Source organism: Sphingomonas molluscorum, from assembly GCF_039522995.1.
Classification (GTDB): Bacteria; Pseudomonadota; Alphaproteobacteria; order Sphingomonadales; family Sphingomonadaceae; genus Sphingomonas; species Sphingomonas molluscorum.
Genome location: NZ_BAAAEL010000004.1, coordinates 71,544 through 97,502 on the forward strand (window position 1 = coordinate 71,544; position 25,959 = coordinate 97,502).

Annotated in this window: 18 protein-coding genes; 4 read left to right on the forward strand and 14 right to left on the reverse strand. The window is 68.1% G+C overall.

Annotation, left to right across the window (positions count from 1 at the left end; translation table 11 throughout):
• Positions 1–129: 129 nt before the first annotated feature.
• Genes ABDZ92_RS07585 through ABDZ92_RS07600 form a run of 4 tightly spaced genes read right to left on the reverse strand, consistent with a single transcriptional unit; the run spans position 130 to position 4,619 of the window.
• Positions 130–1,761 carry a GH35 family beta-galactosidase gene (locus tag ABDZ92_RS07585; protein WP_206432242.1) on the reverse strand — a complete coding sequence of 544 codons (1,632 nt, stop codon included), beginning with the start codon at positions 1,759–1,761 and terminating at the stop codon, positions 130–132.
• 38 nt (positions 1,762–1,799) lie between these two features.
• Positions 1,800–3,116, reverse strand: coding sequence for an MFS transporter (locus ABDZ92_RS07590; RefSeq protein ID WP_125961926.1), 1,317 nt, complete (start codon positions 3,114–3,116; stop codon positions 1,800–1,802).
• 1 nt (position 3,117) lies between these two features.
• Positions 3,118–4,329, reverse strand: a complete 1,212-nt coding sequence (gene manD / locus ABDZ92_RS07595) for a D-mannonate dehydratase ManD (protein WP_125961928.1) — start codon at positions 4,327–4,329, stop codon at positions 3,118–3,120.
• Between the two features lie 8 nt (positions 4,330–4,337).
• Positions 4,338–4,619, reverse strand: coding sequence for a hypothetical protein (locus tag ABDZ92_RS07600; RefSeq protein ID WP_125961929.1), 282 nt, complete (start codon positions 4,617–4,619; stop codon positions 4,338–4,340).
• A 112-nt stretch (positions 4,620–4,731) separates the two neighbouring features.
• Here ABDZ92_RS07600 and ABDZ92_RS07605 point away from each other — a divergent pair, with 112 nt between their 5' ends.
• The 3 genes from ABDZ92_RS07605 to ABDZ92_RS07615 all read left to right on the forward strand — a co-directional run bounded on the left by ABDZ92_RS07605 (position 4,732) and on the right by ABDZ92_RS07615 (position 10,047).
• Positions 4,732–6,831, forward strand: coding sequence for an alpha-glucuronidase family glycosyl hydrolase (locus tag ABDZ92_RS07605; RefSeq protein ID WP_125961931.1), 2,100 nt, complete (start codon positions 4,732–4,734; stop codon positions 6,829–6,831).
• A 34-nt stretch (positions 6,832–6,865) separates the two neighbouring features.
• Positions 6,866–8,098: an SGNH/GDSL hydrolase family protein gene (locus ABDZ92_RS07610; protein ID WP_343762235.1), complete on the forward strand. Its 1,233-nt coding sequence runs from the start codon at positions 6,866–6,868 to the stop codon at positions 8,096–8,098.
• 98 nt (positions 8,099–8,196) lie between these two features.
• The gene (locus tag ABDZ92_RS07615; protein ID WP_125961934.1) at positions 8,197–10,047 is read left to right on the forward strand and encodes a M1 family metallopeptidase; all 1,851 of its coding nucleotides are present in this window, start codon (positions 8,197–8,199) and stop codon (positions 10,045–10,047) included.
• A gap of 43 nt (positions 10,048–10,090) precedes the next feature.
• On the opposite strand, the gene mnhG is transcribed toward ABDZ92_RS07615, so the two are convergent.
• From mnhG to ABDZ92_RS07645, 6 genes are read right to left on the reverse strand one after another with little or no spacing between them, the layout of a single operon-like run.
• Positions 10,091–10,468, reverse strand: coding sequence for a monovalent cation/H(+) antiporter subunit G (mnhG, locus tag ABDZ92_RS07620; protein ID WP_206432243.1), 378 nt, complete (start codon positions 10,466–10,468; stop codon positions 10,091–10,093).
• Entirely contained in the window at positions 10,465–10,746 is a 282-nt protein-coding gene (locus tag ABDZ92_RS07625; protein WP_125961935.1) for a K+/H+ antiporter subunit F, read from the reverse strand. Before ABDZ92_RS07625 ends, mnhG begins: the two co-directional genes overlap by 4 nt.
• Entirely contained in the window at positions 10,743–11,231 is a 489-nt protein-coding gene (locus ABDZ92_RS07630) for a Na+/H+ antiporter subunit E (RefSeq protein WP_125961936.1), read from the reverse strand. The genes ABDZ92_RS07625 and ABDZ92_RS07630 overlap by 4 nt, the downstream gene beginning before the upstream one ends.
• Entirely contained in the window at positions 11,228–12,838 is a 1,611-nt protein-coding gene (locus ABDZ92_RS07635) for a monovalent cation/H+ antiporter subunit D (protein ID WP_343762239.1), read from the reverse strand. Before ABDZ92_RS07635 ends, ABDZ92_RS07630 begins: the two co-directional genes overlap by 4 nt.
• Positions 12,835–13,173 (reverse strand): Na+/H+ antiporter subunit C, encoded by a 339-nt coding sequence (locus tag ABDZ92_RS07640; RefSeq protein ID WP_125961939.1) that lies wholly within the window; start codon positions 13,171–13,173, stop codon positions 12,835–12,837. The genes ABDZ92_RS07635 and ABDZ92_RS07640 overlap by 4 nt, the downstream gene beginning before the upstream one ends.
• On the reverse strand, positions 13,173–16,100 hold the full coding sequence (locus tag ABDZ92_RS07645; protein WP_125961941.1) for a monovalent cation/H+ antiporter subunit A: 2,928 nt from the start codon (positions 16,098–16,100) through the stop codon (positions 13,173–13,175). Before ABDZ92_RS07645 ends, ABDZ92_RS07640 begins: the two co-directional genes overlap by 1 nt.
• A gap of 288 nt (positions 16,101–16,388) precedes the next feature.
• Between ABDZ92_RS07645 and ABDZ92_RS07650 the strand changes: the two genes are divergently transcribed.
• A complete protein-coding gene (locus ABDZ92_RS07650; protein WP_164521334.1) occupies positions 16,389–20,213 on the forward strand; it encodes a Mur ligase family protein in 3,825 nt (1,274 codons plus the stop codon).
• Here ABDZ92_RS07650 and ABDZ92_RS07655 read toward each other — a convergent pair.
• From ABDZ92_RS07655 to ABDZ92_RS07670, 4 genes are read right to left on the reverse strand one after another with little or no spacing between them, the layout of a single operon-like run.
• Positions 20,152–21,162 (reverse strand): alpha/beta hydrolase family protein, encoded by a 1,011-nt coding sequence (locus tag ABDZ92_RS07655; RefSeq protein ID WP_272695596.1) that lies wholly within the window; start codon positions 21,160–21,162, stop codon positions 20,152–20,154. The two genes, ABDZ92_RS07650 and ABDZ92_RS07655, sit on opposite strands and share 62 nt — an antisense overlap.
• 17 nt (positions 21,163–21,179) lie before the next feature.
• Positions 21,180–22,373 (reverse strand): beta-barrel domain-containing protein, encoded by a 1,194-nt coding sequence (locus ABDZ92_RS07660; RefSeq protein ID WP_125961944.1) that lies wholly within the window; start codon positions 22,371–22,373, stop codon positions 21,180–21,182.
• Positions 22,373–24,583 (reverse strand): type I secretion system permease/ATPase, encoded by a 2,211-nt coding sequence (locus ABDZ92_RS07665; protein ID WP_125961946.1) that lies wholly within the window; start codon positions 24,581–24,583, stop codon positions 22,373–22,375. The genes ABDZ92_RS07660 and ABDZ92_RS07665 overlap by 1 nt, the downstream gene beginning before the upstream one ends.
• Positions 24,580–25,851 carry a TolC family protein gene (locus tag ABDZ92_RS07670; RefSeq protein ID WP_241211971.1) on the reverse strand — a complete coding sequence of 424 codons (1,272 nt, stop codon included), beginning with the start codon at positions 25,849–25,851 and terminating at the stop codon, positions 24,580–24,582. Before ABDZ92_RS07670 ends, ABDZ92_RS07665 begins: the two co-directional genes overlap by 4 nt.
• Positions 25,852–25,959 lie beyond the last annotated feature (108 nt).

Consider the following 25,959-nt stretch of genomic DNA (forward strand, 5'->3'; position numbering starts at 1 on the left):
CTATGCTTTACTGGTAGCGCTACCCAGCGCAAGCACGTTTTTTTACACGACGTTGCTATCGATGTTCGCATTGCAGCCCGGTGTCACCTTGCAGACACGGCGACCTCTTGGGCCACCCGCCGAGGTACGTCACCGGTAGCGGTACAAACGTACTCTCTGGATCCCCCATTGCCCCGCCGGCAGCCGGATGTGGCGCCCTTGGTGCGTCTGGTCGCCGTTCAGCAGGCGTCCCGCCACCCACTGGCCAGCGGCGTTGAACACGCCCTCTTCCGCGCGTTCGATCCCGGCGAGCGATGGCCCCTCTCCCGCACCGGCGAACCTAACCGTGATCCCCTGCCCCGCGATCAGATACTCGTCCGCTCCGATCTGGATCACCATGCCGCCGTAGCCGGCGGTCTCCGGGGTCATGGCAGGCCGCTCGATGTCCGCGAAGGCCACGGTGAAGCGGTAGTTGCCCATCCGCCGGGCCTGCGGCTCGTAATCGAGCGTATCGTCATAACGCTGCCGCGGCTTGAAGCCGGCGATCCGGTCGCTGCCCTGCGCCTGCAGGATGTACGACTGGAGCTGTCGCAGCACGCCATATGCTGCTCCGAGCTCGCCCGGCGCATCGTCCACGGAGTCGATCGAGAACGGCCCGAAGCCGATCGCGTCCCGCTCGCCAAAGGCATAGAAGGCGTTGGCCGGCACGATCGGATTGTCGGCGTTGTGCGCCTCCGGCACGAACAGCGGATTGTCCGGCCGGTGATAGCGATCGACGATCTGGGTGAAGTTCGAGAAATAGATGTCGGGCGCGAGCAGGTCGATCGAGGGCGCCCCGGCCTTCCACACGTCGATCAGGTGCGGCAACGGGCCGCCGCTCGGATATTGGCCGGGCGCGCGTCCCGGTCGATTGAGCGCGACGTTCACGTACATCGGCAGCGCATAGGCCGCCTTGCCCGCGCGGGCGAGCGCATCGGCGAAGCGCGCATAGTGCCAGGCGGTGAATACCTCCGCCGCGGCGTCGCCGTCGCCGAACAGCTCCGTCCAGCTGCCCTGGGTGCGGGCACCGCGCTCTAGCCACATCGCCTTCATCTCCGGCACCAGCGTGTCGCGGTGCTGGGCGAGATAGGTGGTGAGTTCCGCCGGCACCGGCTGCGCGAAGGCTGCATTGGCGGCGGAGGAATAGTCCCGCGCCACCGGGAGCATGCCGATCTCGTTCTCCACCTGCACCATCACCACGGTGTTCCGGTCGCCGTCGACCGCCTTCAGGTGCGCGAGCATCGCCGCATAGGCGCGCGCATCCGCGCGGATCATCTCCTCGCCAAACGTCGACAGGATCTCCACCGACTGCCCGTTGGGCAGCCCTGCCCGCGGGAAACGCGCCTGATCGCGCTTCACCCATCCGGGCACATAGGTGGACATGGAATTCTTGTAGGCGCCGAACCAGAGCAGCACGAGCTTCAGGTCGTTCGCGCGCGCCTCGCGGATCATGGAGTCCAGGCTGGACCAGTCGAACCGCCCCTCGACCGGCTCGATCAACTCCCAGGAGACCGGCGCGAGCACCGTGTTGAGGTTCATCGCGCGCAGCTTGGCCCAGTGCGGCGCCATATAGGTCGCGCTGGAGGCTGCCGAATTGCTGAGCTCGCCGGCGATCAGGAGCATCGGCTTGCCGTCGACGACAAGCTGGGTCGCCTCGCCATTGCGCTCGAGGCGCGGCGTCTCGGCCAGAACAGGCGTGGCGATGAGGAGCGTTGCACCCAGTCTTGCAGCGATATGCTTCACGTCAGTTCCCTTGTTCGGTCGGCGACGGCGGAGAAGGCTCATTGCGCGATCTTCACGTCGCGGTAGCGCGGGTTGAGGAGGTGGAAGACCAGCAGCGCGACCAGGTAGGCGACGCCGCAGGCGACGAAGAACGGGCCGTAGCTGCCGACCTTGTCGAGCAGCGCGCCCAGCGTCTTAGACGCCAGGAAGCCGCCGACCGCGCCCGCGAAGCCACCCAGGCCGATCAACGTTCCCTGGGCGTAGCGGGGGAACTGGTCCCCCGGCAGCGCAAACAAGTTGGTCGAAAAACCCTGGTGCGCCGCGCAGGCGAGGCCGATCAGCGCCACGGCGATCCAGATGCTGCTCGCCTGTGCCGCAAACATCACCGGCAGCGCGAACAGCGCACACACCAACATCGCGCGCTTGCGGGCGCTTCCCGCGGAGGCACCCCGCTTCAGCTGGCGCGACGAGTACCAGCCGCCGGCCACCGCACCCAGATCCGCCAGGATGTAGATCGCCACCAACGGCGGGCCGAAACTCTTGAGGTCATAGCCGTAGCGGGTGTGAAAGAAGTCCGGCAGCCAGAAGAGGAAGGTCCACCAGACCGGGTCGATCAGGAAGCGGCCGGCCATGTAGGCCCAGGCCTCCCTATGGCGCAGCACGGACAGGAAACCGGCACGACCGCTGTCGTCCGCCGGCTCCGCCTCGATCCAGGCGCGCTCCTCGGTCGTGATGCGCGGATGGCGACCCGGCGGATGATAGAGGCGCCACCAGGCCACGAGCCAGACGATGTTGAAGAGGCCGGTGACGATGAACGCCCAACGCCAGTCGAGAACCAGGTCGGCGACGATGAAGCCGACCAGCAACGGTGTCACGACAGCACCGACATTGGCGCCGGCGTTGAAGATGCCGATCGCGAGCGCGCGTTCCTTCTTGGGGAACCATTGCGAGGCGGCGGCGAGCGCGGAGGGATAGGTCCCCGCCTCCCCGAACGCGAGCGGGATGCGGGCGACGACGAAGCCGGCGGTGGAGGTGACCAGCGTCTGCGCGAAGTGGCCGACCGTCCAGCTGCCCATCGCCAGCAGATAGCCCCATCGCGGTCCCACCCGGTCGATCAGCCAGCCGAACAGCAGGAAGCCGACGCCATAGAAGACCTGAAAGTAGCCGGTGATGTCGGCATAGCCGGAGTTGGTCCAGCCGTAGAGGCCCTGCAACTGCGGCTTCAGCACGCCCAGCACCAGCCGGTCGATGTAGCTGAGCACCACGGCGGTAAACAGGAGGCCGCAGATCACCCAGCGGATGCGCCCGCGCGGCGGCCGCACCGCATGCGCGGCGGTTTCCGGCGCCTGTGCGGCGGCTTGGGTGAACTCGCTCACCTCACCAGCTCCACAAGGTACCGTCCTCCAGCCGGTTCACCGGCAGGAAGGCGCGCTTGTACGCGTGGGTGCTGGCCAGTTCCTCGTCGATGTCGACGCCCAGGCCAGGCTTGTCGCCCGGGTGCATCAGCCCGTTCGCGAAGGAATAGGCGTGCGGGAAGACGCGGTCGGTCTCCTCCGTGTGCGGCATGTGTTCCTGGATGCCGAAGTTCGGGATCGAGAGGCCGAAATGCAGCGCCGCGGCCATGCAGATGGGGCTGAGGTCGGTTGCGCCATGACTGCCGGTGCGGACCTGATACAGGTCGGCAAGCGCCGCGATCCGGCGCATGTGGGTGATGCCGCCGGCATGGACCACGGTCGCCCGGATATAGTCGATCCACTGGTTCTCGATCAGCGTCTTGCAGTCCCAGATCGAGTTGAAGATCTCGCCGACGGCAAGCGGCGCCGTGGTGTGCTGGCGGATCAGGCGGAAGGCGTCCTGGTTCTCGGCCGGGGTCGCATCCTCCAGCCAGAAGGGACGATAGGGCTCCAGGTCGCGGCCGAGCCGCCCCGCCTCGATCGGGGTCAGGCGATGGTGGATGTCATGCAGCAGGTGGACGTCCCAGCCGAGTGCCTCTCGCGCGACCCGGAACAGCTCGGGGACGACGCGCAGATATTTTGAGGTCGACCAGACGCTCTCGCTCGGCAGGTCCGCGTCGGCGGGCTCATAGCGCTCGCCGTGCTTGGCGACGCCGTAGGTGGACGGCAGCCCCGGCACGCCGCATTGCAGGCGCACGGCCAGATAGCCCTCGTCCATCGCCGCCCTGGCTGCGGCAATGGTATCGTCGATCGTCGTGCCGTTGGCATGGGCATAGACCATGCACCCCTCTCGCGCGGCACCGCCGAGCAACTGGTAGACGGGAAGCCCCGCGATCTTGCCCTTGATGTCCCACAGCGCCATGTCGACGGCTGCGATCGCGGTCATGGTGACGGGGCCGCGCCGCCAGTACGCACCCTTGTAGAGATACTGCCAGATGTCCTCGATCTGGTGCGCCTCGCGCCCGATCAGGCAGGGCACCACATGCTCGGCGAGGTAGCTGGCCACCGCGAGTTCCCGGCCGTTGAGCGTGGCGTCGCCTACGCCGGTGGTGCCGTCGTCGCACTCGATCTTCAGGGTGACGAAGTTGCGCCCGGGGCTGGTGACGATGACGCGGGCTTTGACGATCTTGGGCATCGGGTTCCTCAGGCGATTTCGAGCACGACGGGCTGGAGGCCGCGGCCGTTCGAGCGGGTCAAAATGTGCAATTGGCGGATGCGATTGCCTCGCGCGTCCCATCCCGCAGCCGGAATGCGTGTGGACTGCGAGTTGCGCAGTGTCGTGATCGGACGCGCGCCAGAGGAGACTTGATTGCAGCCATACTGCCGGGCGACCGCTTCGCCCGCGCGGCTATCGAGGATCGTAGACCCGCGGCGCGCGGACGGCTGGCGGTCGCTCGGCTCGATCTTCCATTCTGCGCGCGTCACGATCCGCTCCCCGTTGCGGCCTCCGTCTTGCGCGGCTTGCCTGTTCAACTGATACCGTTACCATGGCCAGCGACGCGGCGGGCTGTCAACCGCCGCGCACCGGGAGAGAGTAATGAAGGCAATGAGGACGCTGGTGTGCGCCAGCGCCATCGCGGTCACGGCGGCCCTGCTGACAGCACCGGCTGCGGCGGAGGACGGTTACCGGCTCTGGCTCCGCACCGAGGCGCCGGCCGAAGGAAAGACCGCGATATCCCGCCTTGGCGACACGCCCACGTTGCGGCTCGCCGAAGCCGACCTTCGTCGTGATTTGCCCGCCGCTGCGAATCTGCCGGTCGTGGTAGCGCCAGCGAGCAACCCCTCGGTTTCGGCGCTCCGGCTGCCCGTCGCGAGCTTGGGAGATGAAGGCTATCTGGTCCGCCCCGCCTCCTTGGGCGGACGGCAGGTCTTGTTGGTCACGGGCAACACCGATCGAGGCGTGCTCTATGGCGCCTTCGCCCTGATCCGCCATGTCGCCAGCGGCGGACAGGTCGCGAACGCGACGCTTCGCTCGGCACCCAAGGTGAAGCTGCGCGTCCTCAACCATTGGGACAATCTCGATGGCACGGTCGAGCGCGGCTATTCCGGCGAGTCGCTGTGGGACTGGTGGAAGCTGCCGGACTACCGCGATCCGCGCTACACCGACTATGCCCGCGCCAATGCCTCCATCGGCATCAACGGCACGGTGCTGAACAACGTCAATGCCAAGGCCGACAGCCTCACCGCGCCGTATATCGCCAAGGCAGCGGCGCTGGCCGACGTGTTCCGCCCCTGGGGCATCCGCGTCTATCTCTCCGCCCGGTTCTCGGCACCGATCGAGATCGGCGGCCTGAAGACCGCGGACCCACGAGACCCTGCCGTTGCGGCCTGGTGGAAGACGAAGGCGGACGAGATCTACCGCGCCATTCCCGACTTCGGCGGCTTCCTGGTCAAGGCAAACAGTGAGGGGCAGCCGGGTCCGCGCGACTATGGCGCGAGCCATGCCGACGGCGCCAACATGCTCGCCGCGGCGGTGAAGCCGCATGGCGGCATCGTGATGTGGCGCGCCTTTGTCTACGCGGACACCGATCCCGAGGATCGCGCCAAGCAGGCCTATACCGAGTTCAAGCCATTGGACGGCAAGTTCGCCGACAACGTTATGGTGCAGGTGAAGAACGGCGCCATCGACTTCCAGCCGCGCGAGCCCTTCCATCCGCTGTTCGGCGCGATGCCCAAGACGCCGCTGATGATGGAGTTCCAGATCACCAAGGAGTACCTCGGGCAGGCGACCCACCTCGCCTATCTGGGGCCGCTCTTCACCGAGGTGCTGGAGGCGAAGACCGGACGTGGCAAGGAGACGGTGGCAAGCGTCGTCGACGGCGAGAGCGAGCGCCACCAGCTGACGGGCATGGCCGGCGTAGCAAACATCGGCGACGATCGCGACTGGACCGGGGGCACGTTCAACCAGGCAAACTGGTACGCGTTCGGACGGCTGGCATGGGATCCTTCCCTCGATGCGGCAGCGATCGCGCGCGAATGGGCGCAGCAGACCTTCGGCACCGATCCGCGAGTGGTTGCGCCGATCGTCGACATGATGATGCGCTCGCGCGAAGCGGTGGTGGATTACACCGGGCCCCTTGGCCTCGCCCATGTCATGGCGACGGGACATCATTATGGGCCGGGGCCGTGGGTGAGCGAGCTGCAGCGGCCCGAGTGGAACCCCGTCTACTATCACCGCGCCGACCGCCAGGGGATCGGGTTCGACCGGACTCGGACGGGCAGCAACGCCGTCGGGCAATACGCGCCGGCGGTGGCGAAGCTCTATGCGAACCCGCGCACCACGCCCGAAAGCGAGTTGCTGTGGTTCCACCACCTTCCCTGGGACTATCGCCTGAAAAGCAGCGAGACGCTGTGGGAGGGCCTGGTGCGGCGGTACGACCGGGGCGTGGCCACCGTGGCAGCGATGCGGCGTGAATGGGACGGACTGCGCACGCTCGTGGATGCCGAACGCTGGGAGAAAGCGGCCGCTTTCCTTGCCATCCAGGAGCGCGAGGCGCGGTGGTGGCGGGACGCGAGCCTCGCCTATTGGCAGTCGGTGAACGGGCTGCCCCTCCCGGCCGGCGCAGCGGCGCCCGAGCACGACCTCGCCTGGTACAAGGCGCAGAGCTTCCCCCATGCGCCCGGCAATCCCCATTGATCCGCCACCGACCCCGGCATTGAGGAACCACCCCATGGCAGCACCTTGGAAGACGACGATTGCGGCCGCCGCCCTTCTTCTGGCGGGCGGCGGCGCCGACGCGCGCACCAGCGCCACCCGCTGGGTCGCGACCTGGGGCTCGGCACAGATGATCCCGGAGGGCGAGAATGCGCTGCCGGCGGATGCGACACATGCCGTCACCCTGCGGCAGGTGGTCCGCCTCTCGGCAGGCGGAGGCGAAATCCGCGTGCGGTTCTCCAACCGCTTCGGCACACGTCCGCTGCCCATCGGCGCGGCCCATGTCGCCCGCGCGGCAAGGCCGGGGACGCCCCGAATTGAAGGCGGCGTGGCGCTCACCTTCTCGGGTCACGCCGATGCGGTGATCCCGGCCGGGGCGGAAATCTATTCGGATCCGGTCTCGCTGAACCTCGCCCCCGGCGCGGATCTCGCCATCAGCCTCTACCTGCCCGAGGCACCGGAACCGCAGACCGGCCATCCGGGGGCGCGGTCCACCAGCTTCCTCCTGACCGGCCAGCATGTCGCGGACACGGACCTGCCCGGCGCGCGGCCCACCACCCGCTGGTACCTGATCGCCGACGTGGAGGTGGCGGCCGCAACGAACGTCGGCACGGTGGTGGCGATCGGCGATTCCATCACGGACGGCTATGGTGTCGAGCCGGAACGGAACACCCGCTGGACCGACGTCTTCGCGCAACGGCTGCGGAGCGAAGCGCGGACACGGGGCATCGGCGTGGTCAACGCGGGGATCGGCGGCAACCGCATCCTTCTCGATGGGCTCGGCCCCAATCTGATGGCCCGTTTCGACCGGGACGTGATCGCCCGCAGCGGCGTCCGCTGGGCGATCGTCCTGGAGGGGATCAACGATCTCGGCACCCTCACCCGCGACGCGCCGGCGACCCCGGAGCAGCATCGCGCGCTGGTGCGGCAGATCACCGCCGCCTACCGCCAGCTTGCCGAGCGTGCGCACGCCCATGGCATCAAGCTGATCGGCGGAACGGTCATGCCGTTCGGGGGCAACAGCTATTATCACCCCGCGCCCGAACTCGAAGCGGCGCGACAGGAGATCAACCGCTTCATCCGCACCTCCGGCACGTTCAACGCGGTCATCGACTTCGACAAGGTGACGCGCGACCCGGCACAACCGGATCGGCTCGCCCCGGCGCTCGACTCCGGCGATCACCTCCACCCGTCCGAAGCGGGCTATCGGAAGATGGGCGAAGCGGTGCCGCTGGGCCTGTTCTCATAGGCGCACGCGCGAGCGGGCGGAGCGCAAAGTCGCGCCGGCCCTTGCGCGCGGGGCGGTCAGCAGCGACACGTGCGGCTTCACCAGAACAGTGGATCCCCATGCGCCGCTTCCTCCTTGCTTCCGCCCTGCTCGCCACGCCCGCCATGGCGGCGCCCGACGCGCCGTCGCCGATCCTGATGACACCGGATGCGCGCGACGTGCTCACCTATGCGCGTCCGGAGATCGCGCGGGTGGCGCATGTCGACCTCGACCTCGTCGCCGACTTTGCGAGCCGCACGATGCGGGGCACCGCGACCCTCGACATTCTGGCGCGCCCGGACGCACGCGAGATCGTGCTGGACGACAAGGGGCTTGTCATCAGCCGCATCACCGATGGCGCGGGCAAGCCCCTCAAATGGACGGTCGGCGCGGAGGACCCGTACAAGGGCGCCCCGCTGACCGTCGCGATCGGAAGGGCCCGCCGGATCGTCATCACCTATAGCTCGCGCCCCGACGCGCGGGCGCTCGGCTGGCTGCCGCCCGAGCTCACCGCCGGCAAGCGCAAGCCCTACCTGTTCAGCCAGGGCCAGGCGATCAACAACCGCAGCTGGATCCCGACCCAGGACAGCCCCGGCATTCGCCAGAGCTGGAGTGCGTCGATCACCGTGCCGGCCGATCTGGTGGCGGTGATGAGCGGCGAACGGCTGACGCCCGAGGGCGAGGCTGCCGGCGAGGGCCAGCGCCGCTATCGCTTCCGCATGGACCGCAACGTCCCGCCGTACCTGATCGCGCTTGCGGTCGGCGACATCGGCTTCCGCGCGGTGGACGGCCGTACCGGCGTCTTCACCGAGCCTACCGATCTCGACCGGACGGCGTCCGAACTGTCCGACACGGGCAAGATGGTGACCACTGCGGAGGCACTCTACGGCGCCTACCGCTGGGGCCGCTTCGACGTCCTCGTCCTCCCGCCCTCCTTCCCGTTCGGCGGCATGGAGAACCCCACCCTCACCTTCGCCACCCCGACGATCATCACTGGCGACAAGTCCAACGTCGACGTGATCGCGCATGAGCTGGCGCACAGCTGGTCGGGCAATCTCGTCACCAACGCGACCTGGTCCGACAGCTGGCTCAACGAAGGGTTCACCACCTACTTCGAGAACCGCATCGACGAGGCGCTGTATGGCCAGGAGCGGGCAGCAACGCTCGCCGACCTGTCGTGGGACGACCTCCAGCGCGACCTGAAGGAGGCGAAGCCCGAACAGGCCCGCCTTCACGGCGATCCGGAGGGGACCTTCGGGCAGCTCGACTATACCAAGGGGTCGACCTTCCTGCGGACGATCGAATACACGGTCGGGCGTGCGCGCTGGGACGCCTATCTGCGCTCCTACTTCGACCGGCACGCTTTCCAGCCGCAGACCAGCGCCAACTTCCTGAAGGACCTGCGCGCCAACCTCATCCGGGGCGATCGCGCCCTGGAGGAGAAGCTGCAGCTCGACGCATGGGTGTACCAGCCCGGCCTTCCGGCCAATGCGGTGCATGTGAAGTCGGCGACGCTCGCAAAGATCGACCAGATGCTGGAGCGCGTGAATGGCGGCGCGCCATTCGCTTCGATTGATGCGAGCCGCTGGTCGACGCAGGAGTGGCTCCGGTTCCTGAACGGCCTGCCCCGCCAGCAGAGCGCCGCACGCCTGGCCGAGCTCGATCAGGCGTTCCGGCTTTCCACATCCACCAACGCCTATATCCGCTCTGCCTGGCTCGTGCTCGCGATCGGCAACCGCTACCAGCCGGCAATCGCCTCGGCCGAACAGTTCCTGCCAAGTGTCGGCCGCAACCTGCTGATCACGCCGGTCTATCGCGCGCTGAAGGCGCAGGGCGACTGGGGCATGCCGGTCGCACGCCGGATCTTCGATCGGGCACGCGCGGGCTATCACCCCGTGACCGCAGGAGCGATCGCGCAACTGCTGGGTTGAGGCAGCGGCTGGCGTCGGTTTTCCGACGCCAGCGGCCCGCAGGCTAGTCCTTTCCCGGCACCTCGCCGCCCTCGTCCTCCTGATCCCACGGGAGGCTCAAACGTCCCCCCGCCCGGTCCCGGTACAAGGCCGAACGGGCGAGCAGCATGAACGCGACCGGGGCCGTGGAGGTCAGGAACAGCGCGATGACGATCTCGTGGACCGAAAGCCGGCCGCGCAGGACCGAGAAGCAGACGATGGAGGCGGCTACGATCAGCGCCATACCCAGCGTGCTGCCGAGCGTCGGCGCATGGACCCGCTCGTAGAAGGTCCTGAGCCGCAGCAGGCCGAGCGAGCCCACGAGGGTCACCGCGGCGCCGGAGAGGACCAGCAGCGCGACGATGAGCGCCGCCCATCCGGGCAGATCGGGCGCCTGGATCATTCGATCACCTCGCCGCGCATCAGGAACTTGGCGAGGGCGACGGTTCCCACGAAGCCGAGCAGCGCGATGATCACCGCCGCCTCCAGATAGAGCGTCCGCCCGGTCTGGATGCCGAAGGTCAGCAACAGCAGCATGGCGTTGGTATACAAGGTATCGAGCCCGAGCACGCGATCCTGCGCGCGCGGTCCCCATGCCATGCGCAGGAAGGCGCAGAACACCGCCAGGCCGAGCAGGATCTGCGCGGCGGTGATCGCGAGCGCGAGCGCCAGGGTCGTCATCGCTCGAACGCCTGGAGCAGGAGAACCTCGTAGCGGGACTTGATCAAGGTCACCCACTCCTCTTCGTCGATGAGGTCCAGCACGTGGAGCAGCAGCATGCGCTTCCGCTGGTCGTATTCGACCCACAGGGTGCCCGGCGTGGCGGTGAGGATCAGCGCGAGCAGCGCCAGCCCGCCGCGTTCGGTCAGTTCCAGCGGGATGCGGACGAACCCGGACGCGCGGCCCTTCCGCGGGAACAGGATGATCGCCGCCACTGCCAGGTTCGAGCGCACCACATCGATGGCGACCAGGGCACCGAGCTTCGCTAGCGGCGCCAGGCGGACACGCCGCCTACGGGGCGGACGCAGCACTGCCATGGCCTGGCTACCGATCAGAGCGGCGCCGGAACCGAGCAGCAACTGGCCGACCGATAGGGACTGCGACAGCAGCAGCCACACCAGCAGCAACGCGAGGGCGAGGCCCGGATAGGGTAGCCACCGCCTCATCGGCCCGCCGCCTCCGGCCCGAGCACCGCCTCGACATAGCCGTGGCGGTCTCCCAGCGACTGGCTGGTCCGCTCCATGTACCGCATCGCAGGCCCGGCGAAGATCGTGAGGGCGAGGCAGATGCCAAGCAGCAGCCCCACCGGCAGCAGTTCGGTCACGCGCAAGGCCGACTGGGGACGCTCGGAAGGGGCCCAGATGAGGTCGATGCCGGCGCGGGTCGTCGCGATCAACGTCGCGAGGCCGGAACCGACGATCAGGCCGATGAGCCACCAGACGGGTGCGCCGACCGTGTCCCGCAGATCCAGCAGGCCGTTGATCATCGCGAACTTGGCGAGGAAGCCGGAGAGCGGTGGCAGCCCCGCGATCAGCAGCACGCAAAAGGCAAAGCCCCCGCCAAGGATCGCCACCGATGCCGGAATGACGACGCCGACCTCACTCTCCTGCTCGATCGGCATCAGCCCGACATATTCATCGTCGAAGACGGGCTCGCCGCCCAGGGCCGTTGCGGCATCCCGGCGCTCGACGAGCTCGATCAACAGGTAGAAGGCGGCGACGCCAAGCGTCGAACTCACGAGATAGAAGAGCGCGCCGGCAAGGACCGAGCCCTCCCCCGCGCCTACCGCGGCCAGCAGCGTTCCGGCCGAGATGGTGAGCGAATAGCCGGCGATGCGCGAAAGCCTGCGCGCGGCGAGAACGCCGATGATGCCGAACGCGATCGTGCACACGCCGCCGAAGAACAGCCATTGCTGGGCGGCGCCCGCGGTCCGGCTGATCTCTGCGCCGAAAAGGAGCAACGGTACCCGAAGCACCGCATAGACCCCGACCTTGCTCAGGATGGTGAAAAGCGCAGCGACCGGAGGCGCCGCCGCGGCATAGGTGCGCGGCAGCCAGAAGCCGAGCGGCCACATCCCCGCCTTGACCAGGAACGCGACGCTCAGGATCGCCATGCCGGCTTGCAGCATGGGCAGGTCCTGATCGCTCACAGCGGCCACCTGCAACACCAGATGCGCCATGTTGAGCGTGCCGGTCACCCCATAGATGAGCGCGGCACCGATAAGGAAAAGCAGCGACGTCGCGACGTTGAGCGCCACATAATGGAGCGCTGCCTTGATGCGCGCCTTGCTCGACCCGTGCAGCAGCAGCCCGAAGGACGCCGCCAACAGCACCTCGAAGAAGACGAACAGGTTGAACAGGTCGCCTGTCAAAAAGGCGCCGTTGAGCCCCATCAGCTGGAACAGGAACAGGGTGTGGAAGCGAGGCCCGGCCTGGTCCCAGCGGGTCGCTGCATAGATCAACGCAGCTAGACCGACCACGCTTGTGAGCACCAGCATCAGCGCCGACAGCCAGTCCAGCACCAGCACGATGCCGAAGGGCGCCGGCCAGTTGCCGATGCGATAGACGAGTGTCGCGGGATCGCCGGCGAACCCCGCCCGAGCCACGCGCGTGAGCAGCAGCACGGAGAGGAGAACGAGCGCCGCGGTGGTACCGAGCGCGATGCCCCGCTTGGCCGTGCGTCGCTTCTCCTTCAGCAGCAGCAAGGCCGCGCCGGCGACCAGCGGCAGCAGGATGGGAGCGATGATCAGGTGCCCAGCCCAACCGCCGCTCATTCGCCGTCGTCCCCGTCGACATGATCGGTTCCGGTGATGCCGCGCGAGGCCAGCAGCACGACCAGCAGCAAGGCGGTCATCGCGAAGGAGATCACGATCGCCGTCAGGACCAGCGCCTGAGGGAGCGGATCATCGTATCGCGACGCTTCCACCGCACCTGACCCCACGATCGGCGGTGCATCCACCTTGAGCCGCCCCATCGCATAGATGAACATGTTCACCGCACAGGAGATGAGCGACAGGCCCAGGATCACCTGGAAGGTTCGGGGGCGCAGGATCAGCCATACGCCGGACGCGGTGAGAACGCCGATGCCGAGGGCAAGAACCAGTTCCATCAGCGCTTCTCCACCCCCGTCTCCTCGCGGCCCCGCAGCGGGCGCACCGGCCTGCGGATCGACTGGTGTGCGATGGCGATCAGGATCAGCGCCGTCGCCCCCACGACGAGCAGGAACACGCCGAGGTCGAACAGAAGCGCGGTGGCCAAGGGGATTTTCCCGATCAGGGGCACCTCCAGATAGTGGAACCAGGACGTGAGGAACGGATGGTCGAAGAGCAGTGCCGCAGCGCCGGTAGCAGCTGCGATCAACAGGCCGGCCGCGATCCAGTCGGTCGGGCGAACGCGCAGGCGCGCCTCCACACTGCGCGTTCCCGCCGCCATGTACTGGAGGATCAGCGCGATCGACATGGCGACGCCGGCCGCGAACCCGCCGCCGGGAAGGTCGTGCCCGCGCAGGAAGAGGTAAAGCGCCATCACGACGATGAAGGGGAAGGCCCACTCCAGGATGATGCGAGGGACGACCAGGTAATCCGACACCGTGTCCCCCGGCGCACGCCCCGCATGCGCTTCGTCGAAGGCGTCCTGCAGGCGCTGCTGCTCGGGGTCGCGGACGCTCTCCCGGGCCGGCCGGAAGCGGCGCAGCAACGAGAACACCGTCAGCGCGACGATCGCCAGCACGGTGATCTCACCAAGCGTGTCGAATGCCCGGAAATCCACCAGGATGACGTTGACGACGTTGCGACCACCGCCCTCCGCATAGGACCGCTCCAGGAAGAAGCGGGAGATGGTTTCGGGAAGCGGACGGGTCATCATTGCATAGGCTAGGGCCGCGACGCCCGCGCCTGCAGCAACGGCGATCAGGAGGTCGCTCCCCCGCCGCAGCACGACGCTCGCGGGCGTGCGCTTGCCAGGCCAGTTGTCCGGCAGCCGCTTGGGAAGCCAGCGCAGTCCCAGGAGGAGGAGCACCGTGGTCACCGTCTCCACGAGCAACTGGGTGAGCGCAAGGTCGGGAGCCGAGAGCCAGACGAAGCCGATGCAACTGGCAAGCCCGGTCCCGGAGACCAGAACCACGGCGGCGAGCCGGTGATATTTCGCCTGCCAAGCTCCGGCCACGGCGCAGGCGCTGCCGATCACCCAGATCAGGGCGAAGCCGGGATCGATCAGGGTTCGCGGCGCCGTTCCCGGCGCGTAGCCGTGCCGTAGGAAGGGCAGCAGCGCCACGGCACAGGCGACCAGCACCATCAGGCGAAGCTGCGGCTGCAATCGGCGCGTTCCCAGCCAATCCTCCAGCCACCGCGCCCCGGAGACGAGCACGGAGAGGACCGCGTCGAACATGCGCCGCCCCCTCAGCCGTCCGAGCAGGGGAACCGCATCGGCTGCGTTCAAAGCCCGCGCGAACACCAGATACGCCGCCGTGCCGAGCACAAGCGCGATGACGCTCAGCAGCAGGGGTTTGCTGAACCCGTGCCAGATCGCGAGGCTGTATTCCGGCGTCCCTCCCCCCAGTGCCGCGCGAACCGCGACGTCGAGGAATGGGCCGATGGTGACGGCGGGCAAGATCCCGATGACGACGCAGGCAAGCACCAAGACCTCGATCGGCAAGCGCATCCAGTGCGGTGCCTCATGCGGGCGCCGCTCCAGTTTCGTCGGCGGCGGACCAAAGAAGCTCTGGTGGATGAAGCGCACCGAGTAGAGCACGCTGAAGATCAAGCCGACGGTGACGAGGTACGGCAACGCCTGGTCGAGGAGCGTCTCGTTGGTGTCCTCCAGCGCCTCCGCGAGCAGCATCTCCTTGGAGAGAAAGCCGTTCAGCAGCGGTACGCCCGCCATCGCCGCCGCGGCGACCATCGCCAGCGTCGCGGTCACCGGCATGAACCGATAGAGCCCGCTCAGCTTGCGCAGGTCGCGGGTGCCGGCCTCGTGATCGATGATGCCGGCCGCCATGAACAGCGACGCCTTGAACGTCGCGTGGTTGATCGTGTGGAAGATGGCAGCCACGGCAGCAAGCGGGCTGCCGATCCCCAGCAGCAGGGTAATGATGCCCAGGTGGCTGATGGTCGAATAGGCGAGCAGTCCTTTCAGGTCCTGCTGGAAGATCGCCGCCCAGGCACCCAGGATCAGCGTGATCAGCCCGACGCTGGTGACGATCAGATACCAGGCCTCGCTCCCCGCCAGCACGGGCCACAGCCGGATCAGCAGGAACACGCCTGCCTTCACCATCGTCGCCGAATGGAGGTAGGCCGAAACCGGCGTGGGCGCCGCCATCGCGTGGGGCAGCCAGAAGTGGAACGGGAACTGCGCGCTCTTGGTGAACGCGCCGATCAGGATGAGGATCAGCGCCGGCAGGTAGAGGCTGCTCGCGCGGATCCGGTCCCCGGAGGCGAGCACCGTATCGAGATCATAGCTCCCGACGATCTTTCCGATCAGGAGAACCCCGACGAGCAGGCACAGCCCGCCCGCTGCCGTGACGACCAGCGCCATGCGGGCCGCGCTGCGCGCGCTTTCGTTCTGGTGCCAATAGCCAATCAGGAGGAACGAGGTGAGGCTGGTCAGTTCCCAGAAGAAGGCCAGCTGCACCAGGTTCCCCGAAAGGACTAGCGCGAGCATCGAGCCCATGAAGGCGAGCAGGAACGAGAAGAAGCGCGGGACCGGATCGCGCGGAGACATGTAGTAGCGCGCATAGACCACCACCAGCAAGCCGATCGCGAGGACGAGCATCGCGAAAATCCAGGTGAGGCCGTCCAGGCGGAGGATGATGTTGAGCCCCAGCGAGGGCAGCCAGGAAACACCGGTCTGAAGGCCAGTCCCATTCGCGACCTGCGGATAGAGCACCGCCATCAGCACCGTGCCCGCGAGCGCGACGGCTCCCGCGATCAACGCTGCAGCGTCGCGGCTTCGCGTCGGAAGCCCGGCAACCGCGAGACTGCCCACGAACGGCAGCAGCAGGACGAACCACAAGGTGACGCTCGACGTCGCGATAGACATTCTCCCTTTTCCTCCCCGCGGGCGCCGACGCGCTCAACTACCCCGGGGGTTTTTGATTGGCTCGGTTCGGCGCCGCCGAGCTGGTGCCTACCGAGTGCAGGATCTTCGGAGAGCAGGCCCGCGAAGCTTCTGGGATCAACGTAGGGCGCCGCGCCTGTGATGCAACTCGCCGCGGTGGCGCACGGCGCCGTCTTAGCATTGCGTAAACCTGCGCTCGCCAAATTCCCGTTTGGATTGCAGGATGTTGGCATGTCGAGCGCGGAAATGATGGCGAGCCTCTTCAGGCTCATGAGCACGAGGACGCCAGCGGCCCAGGGTTCGCCCCCGACGGTTACGCTCTTCGGCGCTTTCAGCTCGGGAAGCAGCAGAGCGCAGGTCCTGACCGCGCGCGGCGAGAGCCTGCAAGCGGCGTGGAAGCGGCTGGCCGCAGAGATCGAGACGGCCACTGCGGGAGATCCTCCCCGCTGGCTGCGCGTGGAGAGGGTCGACCAGGTCGAACCTACCAGCTGGGCAAAGCTGAAGGCCAGCCTGCGCCAGACCAAGCGCAACTATTTCCGTTACGGCATCGCGCTCGACGCGGAGTTCAAGCGTGCCTTCCTGGAGCAGGAACTGAACGCCAACGCCATGCTCTATGGCGGCAACGCCATCGCCCACGCGGTGGTGAACGAGGGCAACTTCACCATCTACGCGCGCCGCAAATACGGGCCTGCGACCCAGATCGACTTTGCGGACGATCAACCGTTGTTCGTGTTCACGACCAAGTCGGTATTCGCCGATGCGGACGGCACCTGCGTCGTCCTGCACGACAGCGGCCTCGAACGCGGCCGGCGGCAGCTCGACCCGCTGACGCCGGAGGACGTGGCGGCACTGGTTCGCAGCGGCGCCGGCCACCTTGCGCGACAGGTCGGGGAGGATGGCCGCTTCGTCTACGGCTACCATCCCTGCTTCGACCGAAAGATTGACGCCTATAACGCGCTGCGCCATGCCAGCTCCACCTATTCGATGATCGAGGCCTGGGAGATGCTGCGCGATCCGCAACTCGCCGCCGCGATCGAGCGCGCGCTCGGCTATCTGGTGCGCGAACTGATCCGCCCGGCCACGCTCGCGGACGGCAGCGAGGCGGCGTTCCTGGTGGACGTGGGTGAGGAGATCAAGCTGGGCGGCAGCGCGGTCGCGATCCTGGCGCTGGCCCGTCATGCCCAGGCGACCGGCTGCCGCGACCATCTGGCGCTGATGGAGCAGTTGGGGCTCGGCATCCGCTCGATGCAGGACCCCGCAACCGGTGCCTTCGCGCATGTGCTGCACTATCCCGACCTGACGGTCGTCCAGCCGTTCCGCACGATCTACTATGAGGGCGAGGCCGCATTTGCGCTGATGCGCCTTCACCAGCTGACCGGCGATCCGCGCTGGCTGGCGGTGGTGGAGCGCGCCTACGACCACTTCATCGCGGCGGAGCATTGGCGGCACCACGACCACTGGCTCGGCTATTGCACCAACGAGCTGACGCTGGTGCGGCCGGAAGCGCGCTATTTCCAGTTCGGCATCCGCAACGTCGCTGGTTACCTCGACTTCGTTCGGGACCGGATCACCACCTTTCCCACGCTGCTCGAACTGATGATGGCCGCGCATGCGATGCTGTCGCGCATCGCCGAGCTTCCGGAGCATCGCCACCTGCTCGCCGGAGTGGACATTGCGCGCTTCAACGAGGCGCTGGAGGCGCGTGCGCGGCAGCTGCTGAACGGGCATTTCTGGCCGGAGCTGGCGATGGACTTCGCCCGACCGGACCGCATCGTCGGGAGCTTCTTCATCCGCCACCAGGGCTTCCGGGTGCGGATCGACGACGTCGAGCATTATCTCTCCAGCTTGGTCGCCTATCACCACTATCGTACGGAGGGTCAGCCGCTGCGTCCGCTCGCAGCGCCCTCAGGTCCAGCGGACCTGTGGGACGCCGATCGCCTGGTCGCGGCGACCGGAGGCAGCTGGGAGGTGCCGCCGCCCGCCGGCTGGTCTGCACGCGGCGTCTGCATCCATCCGCCGACCTACCGCCCCGGCCAGCTGGCGGTGGTCCGCTCGAGGGACACCGGCCGCGGAATCCGCCCAGCCGCGCTTGCCAGCCTGTCGCCGCCGCCGGCCGCAATCGTCACCGATGGCCACCCCGGCGCCTTCCCGCCCCACATGCCGGTGCTGCGCGTCGCCGACACGGGCAATGCCATCCTCGAGCTTGGGCGCGCGGCGCGCCAGCGACTGTCGGTACCCGTGCTCGCCGTCACCGGAAGCGCGGGCAAGACGACGGCGGTGGCGATGCTCGCCCATGCGCTGGAGCCGTTCGGTACGGTCGGGCGCAGCGCTCACAACGCCAATCTGCCGCATGGCGTAGCCTGGAACCTCGCCTCGATTCCGGCCGACGCCAAGCACGTCGTGCTGGAGCTTGCGGTCGGGCGCATGGCGCACAGCGCGCGGCTGGCGCGGCCGGACGTCGCGATCTTCACCAACATCGCGCCCGCGCATTTGACCAATGGCAGCAGCGTGGCGGACATCGCCCGCACCAAGAGCGCGATCTTCCTCGGCATGGCGCCCGGCGGGACCGCCATCCTCAACCGCGACATGGACCAGTGGGACATCGTTCACTCTGCCGCCCAAGCGCGACGGCTGCGGGTGATCCACTATGGCCGGTCGGACGGATGCGAGCTGCGGCTGCTCTCCTATGACGGGGTGACGCGGGAAGTCGAAGCGGCGGTATTCGGCCGCCGAGTACGCTTCACGCTGGGCGCGTCGGGCGAGCACATGGCGTTCAACGCGCTGGCGGCCTTGGGCGCCGTGGCGGCACTCGGCCAGCCGATCGAATTGGCGATCGAAGCGCTCGCGAGCTTCCGATCGCTTCCCGGCCGCGGCGAGACACTGCCACTGGTGATCGACGGCAAGCGGGTGACGCTGATCGACGATGCGTATAACGCCAATCCCGCCTCCATGGCCGCCGTGCTGGCCGATCTGGCCCAGCGTCCGGGCATGCGGCGCATGGCGGTGCTGGGAGAGATGGCCGAACTCGGCGAGGCCGAGGAACCGCTCCATCGCCAGCTCGCCGACGCCGTCGACCCACGGATCGCGCGCGTGCATGCGGTCGGCGCCTTGTGGAACGGCTTCTGGGACGCGCTTCCGGGCGGGCAGCGTGGCGTGCACGCGGAAAGCCTGGAGGTACTTCGCGCTGCGGTCCGTGCGGAGCTTCGCGACGGCGACGTGGTCCTGTTCAAGGGATCGAACAGCCGCCGCATCCACGAGCTGGTCGCCTGGCTCAAGGCGGCCGCGAGCAGCGCTCCCCCTGCCCCACTGCTGCGAGCGCCCGCACCGCAGACGGCCCCGCCGCAGAGCCTGCTGCTCTACGATCTGGAAGCGGAGCGCATGGTCGTCTCCGAACACGCCGATGCGGTGCACCACCCCGCGGCCTTGGCGAAGCTGCTCACTCTCTGCCTCGTCGATGAACGCCGCCGCGAACTCGGGCTTGCGGAGGACGCGCCGATCTTAGTCTCACCCAAAGCTGCGACGGTGGACAGCCGGTGGCGGTTCGAGGCGGGGGAGCGCGTGACGCTCGGCGAGCTGATGGCCGCGACCGCGATCGTGGGCGCGAACGAAGCGGCGCACGCCCTGGCGGAGTGGCACAGCGGATCGGCTGAGGCGTTTACCGCCGAAATGAACGCGCGAGCGCGGGCGATCGGAATGACGGCGAGCCGCTTCGCCTCGCCCAGCGGCCTCGGCCTGGGCCAGGCGATCACCGGTGGCGATGCGATCCTGCTGGGTGCCCATGTGCTCACCCACGCGCCCGCCGTCCACGCGCTTTCGGCCAAGCCGTGGTTCGCGTGGAAGAGGGCAACCTACCCCAACACCAACCGGCTGATCGGCACGGTGGCGGGCGTCGACGGCCTGCGCACGGGCAGTGTTGGCGGGCGTGCCCATCACCTGTTGCTGTCGGTGATCGACGGGGATGGCAGGCGCTGGATCGCAGCCGTGCTGGGCGCCCCCACCCGCGGCGCGCGCGACGCAGCCGCGCGCGCGCTGCTCAGTTCTGCACTTCCTCCGGCACGGGCGGCAGCGGCGCCATTGCGCGCAACGCCGCGCTGATCGCGGCCGCGTCCTCTCCCCGCGCATAGAGTGCGGCACCCGCCTTCAGCGGCTCGGCGAGCAGGTGCCGGGTACGTCCCTCGCCCCGCAGCAGGATGTGGGTGGGGTGCAGCCCGGCGCTGCGCAGCCGCTCCACATAGTGGCGTTGGCTGAGGAAGGGCACGACCCGGTCGCCGGGGTCCGACAGGACGAAGATGTCAGGTCCCGGCTTCGGGATCCCGCCGACATGGGCGATCGGGTCATAGACCGCGGCCGGGTCCTCGACGGGACCGCCGTCGGGTCCGCGCCGTTTCTGGTAGGCGCGCATCACCTCTGCCGCCGAAACCAGCCCCGAGCTGATGAACGCGCCCGCGATGTCGCGCCGCCGGTCGAGGAGCGCCGCAACCAGGTGCCCGCCCCCGGAATGCCCCGCAAGGATGAAGCGCGACACCCGGTACCGCGCCTTGATCCGGTCGAGCGCACCGTCGACCAACCGCACCTCGTCCAACCGCCGCCTCGCGCCATGATTGCCCGAGGATCCGTAGAGGCCAGGCCGAGCGACGAAGATGGCGGGCGTGCCGCCGTCGCGAGCCCAGCCGGCCATTTCCTGCCGAATGTCGGCCGGAGAGCGCCGCGCATAGCTCCCCGCGATCAGACGGACGCCGCCGCGTCCGCGCAGCAGCACGTCACCCGGCAGGTACACCAGCATCGTGCCGCCAGCGCGCGGGTTGCCCGCCGGATAGGTTCGGATGCAGGCACCGCCGCCGCGGACCGGAACCCAATAGGCATCGGGCACGTCGGTGCAGCGCCGCCGGCTGCTGGTGGACCCGTTCAGCGCCTCGCGCGCGTCGAAGGTCTGGCGGCCGCGCGGGATGCGCAAGGATGCGGGTCGCTGGGCTTCGTTGGGCATCAGCCGTGGCGGCATCGGGGTCTCCAGTTGCGGCGACAGGAACAGGCTTGCCGCCCCCAACCAATGCCCGAGCACGCTCACCGCTCCCGCAACGCCTCCCGCCCCCGGTTGAACGGCTTCACGAGATACTGGAACACCGTCTTGCTGCCGGTGTGGATGTCGGCGGTCGCGACCATACCCGGTACGATCGGGAAACGGCGACCGGCCTTGTTGACCAGGGCGTCACTGTCGGTCCGGATCAGCACGCGGTAATATTCGACGTCGGGCTTTGCTTCGTCCTTGATCGTATCGGGCGAGATGGTCGCAACCTTCCCCTTCAACCCGCCGTAGATCGCGTAATCATAGGCGGTGATCTTGACGCTGGCGGGCTGGTTCGGGTGGATGAAGGCGATGTCGCGCGGCGAGATGCGCGCCTCCACCAGGAGCTTGTCGTCCAGCGGCACGATGTCCATCAAACGGCCGTTGGGCGGGATGACGCCGCCGATCGTCGACACCTCGATGTTCTTGACGATCCCTCGCACCGGGGAGCGCAACGTCAGGCGGGCAAGCGTGTCCGCCCGCCCCTTCACCACGGGCGACAACGTCGCCACTTCCGCGTTCGCCTTGGCCAGCTCCTCGCGGGCCTGAACGATATACTCGGAGGTGAGGTCGGCCTGCTTCAATTCCAGGTCGGCAAGCTGCCGCTGCAGCCGCAGCACCTCGACATTGCTGGCCGCGCCGACCGCGATCAGCCGCTGGCCGATCTGCACTTCGTTCGTCAGCAACGCGATCGAGCGGCGCAGCCAGGCGAGCGACTTGTCCAGGCTGCTCCGGCGGGCCTGGTACAGGCGCAGCTCCTTGGCCTTGAGTTCGGGATAGGGATCGAGTTCCGCCGGGAATATGGGAGCAGTCTGTCCGACCTCCGCTTCCAGCCGTGCGACGCTGGCAAGCGCAGCGCGGTACTTGGCAGCACTTTCCTCGAAGGTCGAGGCACTCTGGGTCGGGTCGAGCTGCGCCAGGATCTGGCCAGGCTGAACGATATCGTCCTGCTTCACCTCGAGCTTCGCGAGGATACCGCCTTCCAGCGACTGGATCACCTGCTCGCGCGTGGAGGGCACCACCCGCCCTGCCCCGGTCGCCACCTCGTCCAGCCGTGCGAAATACGCCCAGGCGAAGAGTGCGGCCATGCACGCGACGATCACCCAGATCAGCCGCGTCGCGCGGCCAAGCCGCGCACCATCGGCATCGCCGAACACCCAGGCGCCATTCAGGACGTCGGCGCTCGTCGCCATCAGATCCGATCCTTTCGCACCGGCACGACCTTTGCCGGCGGAGGCGGGGTACGAAGCCGTTCAAGCACCTCGTCACGGGGACCGTCCGCGACGATACGGCCGCCTTCCACCACGATCAGCCGGTCGACCAGTTCCAGCGCGCGGGTGCGGTGGGTGGCGATCACCACCGTTCGCATCGCACTCCATTCCCGGAAACGCGCGATGAAGTTCCGCTCCGCGGCGTCGTCCATTGATGCCGTGGGTTCGTCCAGCAGGATGACCCGAGGGTCGCGGATCAGCAGGCGCGCGAGCAGCAGTGCCTGGACCTGACCGCCGGAGAGGCCGGACCCGCCCTCGAAGATCAGATGCTCCAGCCCTCGCGGCAGGCGCCGGACGAACTCGTCGGCCCCCACGATCGCCAGCACCGAGCGGATATCCTCGTCGGTGGCGTGGGGCGCACCCATCAGCAGGTTGTCGCGGATGGTGCCGTGGAACAGCCGCGCGCGCTGCGACAACAGGCTGATGTCGCGCCGCACGTCCGCCGGGTCCACCTGGCCCAGCGCCACGTCGTCGACGAGCACTTCCCCCGAGACGGGCTCCAGCAGGCCGGACAGCGCCTGGAGGAGCGTCGATTTACCGGCGCCGTTGCGCCCGAGGATCGCGATCTTCTCGCCAGCCGCGATCTGGAGCCGGCTGACGGTCAGGGCGGCCGGAGACTGCGGGTCGCCGTACCGGAACACTGCATCCCGCACCGTCAGATCGCCGGCGATATGGGGCAGGTGCACGCGGGACTCACGGTCCGGGTGATCGACGGGCAGCGCCATGATCCGGTTGAGGCCCGCGATGCTGGTCCGCGCCTGCTGCAGGCGGCTGAGCACCTGGGTCACCTGCGCAAGCGGCGTCATCATCCGGGATCCGAGCATCGAGGCGCCCACCAGCGCACCCGTCGTAAGGTCTCCCGCCATGACCAGTGGCGCGCCGAAGAAAATGACTGCCGCATAGACGCCCGTCTGGACGGTTTGCGTCCAGGATACGAGGCGGGCGGTCAGACCCCGCAGCCGCAGCTGCGCCTCTCCCGTGACCGCGTTGAGATGGTTCCAGTGCTGTTGAAAGCGCTCCTCCGCCTGAAGGGTCTTCATGTCCTCCAGGCCCTGAACCACCTCCACCAGCATGCCGCTCCGGAGCGAGGCTTCACGGGCCGCCTCGACCGCGTAGGCGCGGAGCTTCGGCTGGGCGAGCACGGCTGGAACCACCAGCAGCACCAGCGCGACGAGCGGCACCAGCACCAGCGTGCCGCCGATGAACCAGAAGATCACCAGAAACAGGAAGAAGAACGGCAGGTCCGCGATGGCCGCCACCGTCGTGGAGGTCATCAACTCGCGTACCTGATCCAGGTCGCGCAGTTGAGCCGTGAAGCTTCCGGTCGACACCGGCCGCGCGCTGTTGCGAACCCGCAGGGCGTGCCCGAATACCCGATCGGAGATGCGCAGATCCGCCCGCTTCCCCAGCAGGTCGATGACGCCGGTGCGCAGCTGCCGCAGCACGAAATCGAAGCCGATCGCCAGGAGCACCCCGGCGAAGAGAACGTAGAGCGTGGGGAACGACTCCGCGGGCACGACGCGATCGTAGACCTGCATGGAGAACAGGACCCCGGTCAGACCCAGGAGATGTACCAGCAGCGACGCCGCGAGCACCGGCACATAGGCGCGGCGCTCCTGGAAGGCCGACTTCCACAACCACCTGGGTTCGAACGGTTCGACATAGGCGTCGATCCGGGCGTCCGACATGCCGCGTGCCGGGCGTGCCAGCACCACCAGTTCCGCAGCCTCCCGGAGCTCGGCAAGCCGCACTGTGACCGGAGGTTCGCCCGGGCCATCCAGCAGGACACTCGCTTCGCCTCCCTCGCCCGCGCTGGTCAACACGCCCACTTGCCCGTTCCGAAGCTGGACGATCATCGGCAGGCGCCAGGGAGACAGCTCCCCTTCCAGCACCCGCGGGCCCTCGAACTTCACCCGCAGGCCCATGCGGGCGGCCAGGTTCACGATCCGGTCGCGCGGCTCGGTTGCCCCGTCCCATGCGGAGAAAAGGCGCGCCGACTGCATCGACTGCGGAAGCCGGAACTGCGTCGCGACCTGCCGCAGGGCAGCCACCCAGCGCTCCGTCATCTCCTGCGCGGCGGCGGCCTCTGCGACGTCCTCCGACGCGACGCCATGGATCGGCTCGTACTTCATAAGGTCACTCCGCGGACCCGCATGCCGTTCAGCGCGAAGCGCTCGCGCGACTGGCCCTTGTTGAACATGCAGTCGAGCCCGAGCCGCCGCAGGTCATGTTCCGCATTCACGCCATCGAACAGCACCTGGTGGAGTTCCTGCTCGGCATTGAGCAGGTCGATCAGCGTGCGTGTCCCCATCTCCAGATACTGCAGGCGGTAGAGCTTGCCGGTCTCGCGCATCATCGCTTCGCGGGTCTCCAGCGAGGCTCGCCGCTGGCGAAGGCTAGGGATCTGCTGGCGTGCCTCCGCCAGGGCACGCTCGGCGGCCAGGTTGCTGGCCTCCACGGCGGCGTTGGCCGCGCGCAGCGATTGCTCCGCGCCTGCCCGTCGCGCCTTGGAAGCGCCGCCCTGGAACAAGCTGCTGGAGAGCGAGAGCCCAAAATTATAGTTGCTGGAGGACGAGATCGGGTCGCGCAGGTCCGCGGCAGCGCCTGCGTCCAGCGACAGCGTCGGCAGGGCGTCGGCGCGACTGCGGCGCAGGCGCGCGGTCGCTTCCTCCCGACGTGCGCTCGCCTCCTGGATGGTCGGCACCTGGGTCCAGTTCGGGTCGGGCCCCTCGCACATCTGGTCGAGCCAAGCGGGCGCCTCGGACCGGACGGCCGTGACCGGTGCTTTGCTGCCGATCAGGTAGCTGAGAACGCCGCGCCACCGTTCCAGCTGGCCGCGGATCTCCAGCACAGAGACGCGGGCGGCCTCCACCCGTGCCTCCGCCTGTACCGCGTCCGACCGGGTGCTGGCGCCGTTGCGGGTCCGGTGCTGTACCAGCGTGTTGATCGCCAGCACGCTTTCGAGCTGGGCGTCCGCGACCGCGAGCAGCGCCTCATGCCGCTGAATCTCGACGACCACCTGGGCGGTGTCGCGAACCAGGCTGTCCACTGCCAGCAACATCTGAGCGCGGCTGATGTCGACGCCCGCACGCGCCGCCGCCACGTCGCTGGAGACCTTCCCGAAGTCGACGATCATCTGGGAGACGGAAATCTGCGGGCGCGGCAACCAGGCCGTGTTGCGCAAGCGGTTGTCGTACTGCGTGCCGACGCCGCCGCGGATCGTCGGATAGTAGCCCGCACGTGCGACGCGAACCTCGGCCTCGTCCGCGCCGATCCTCGCCACCGCCTCCTCGATCGACGGGTTCCACTCGACCGCCCGGCGAACGGCCACGTCCAGCGACAGCGCACCGAGCGGCTCGAGCCCAGGGGGTGCCGGTGGTCCGATACCAGACGCGGGCACTCCCTCTTGCGCGTAGGCCAAAGGGAACGTCCCGCCCCCGATCATCGCGAAGCCAACTGCCGCGGCAAGCCACCGCCGGCAGCGCGATGGCTGTCGGCGGTGGGGATT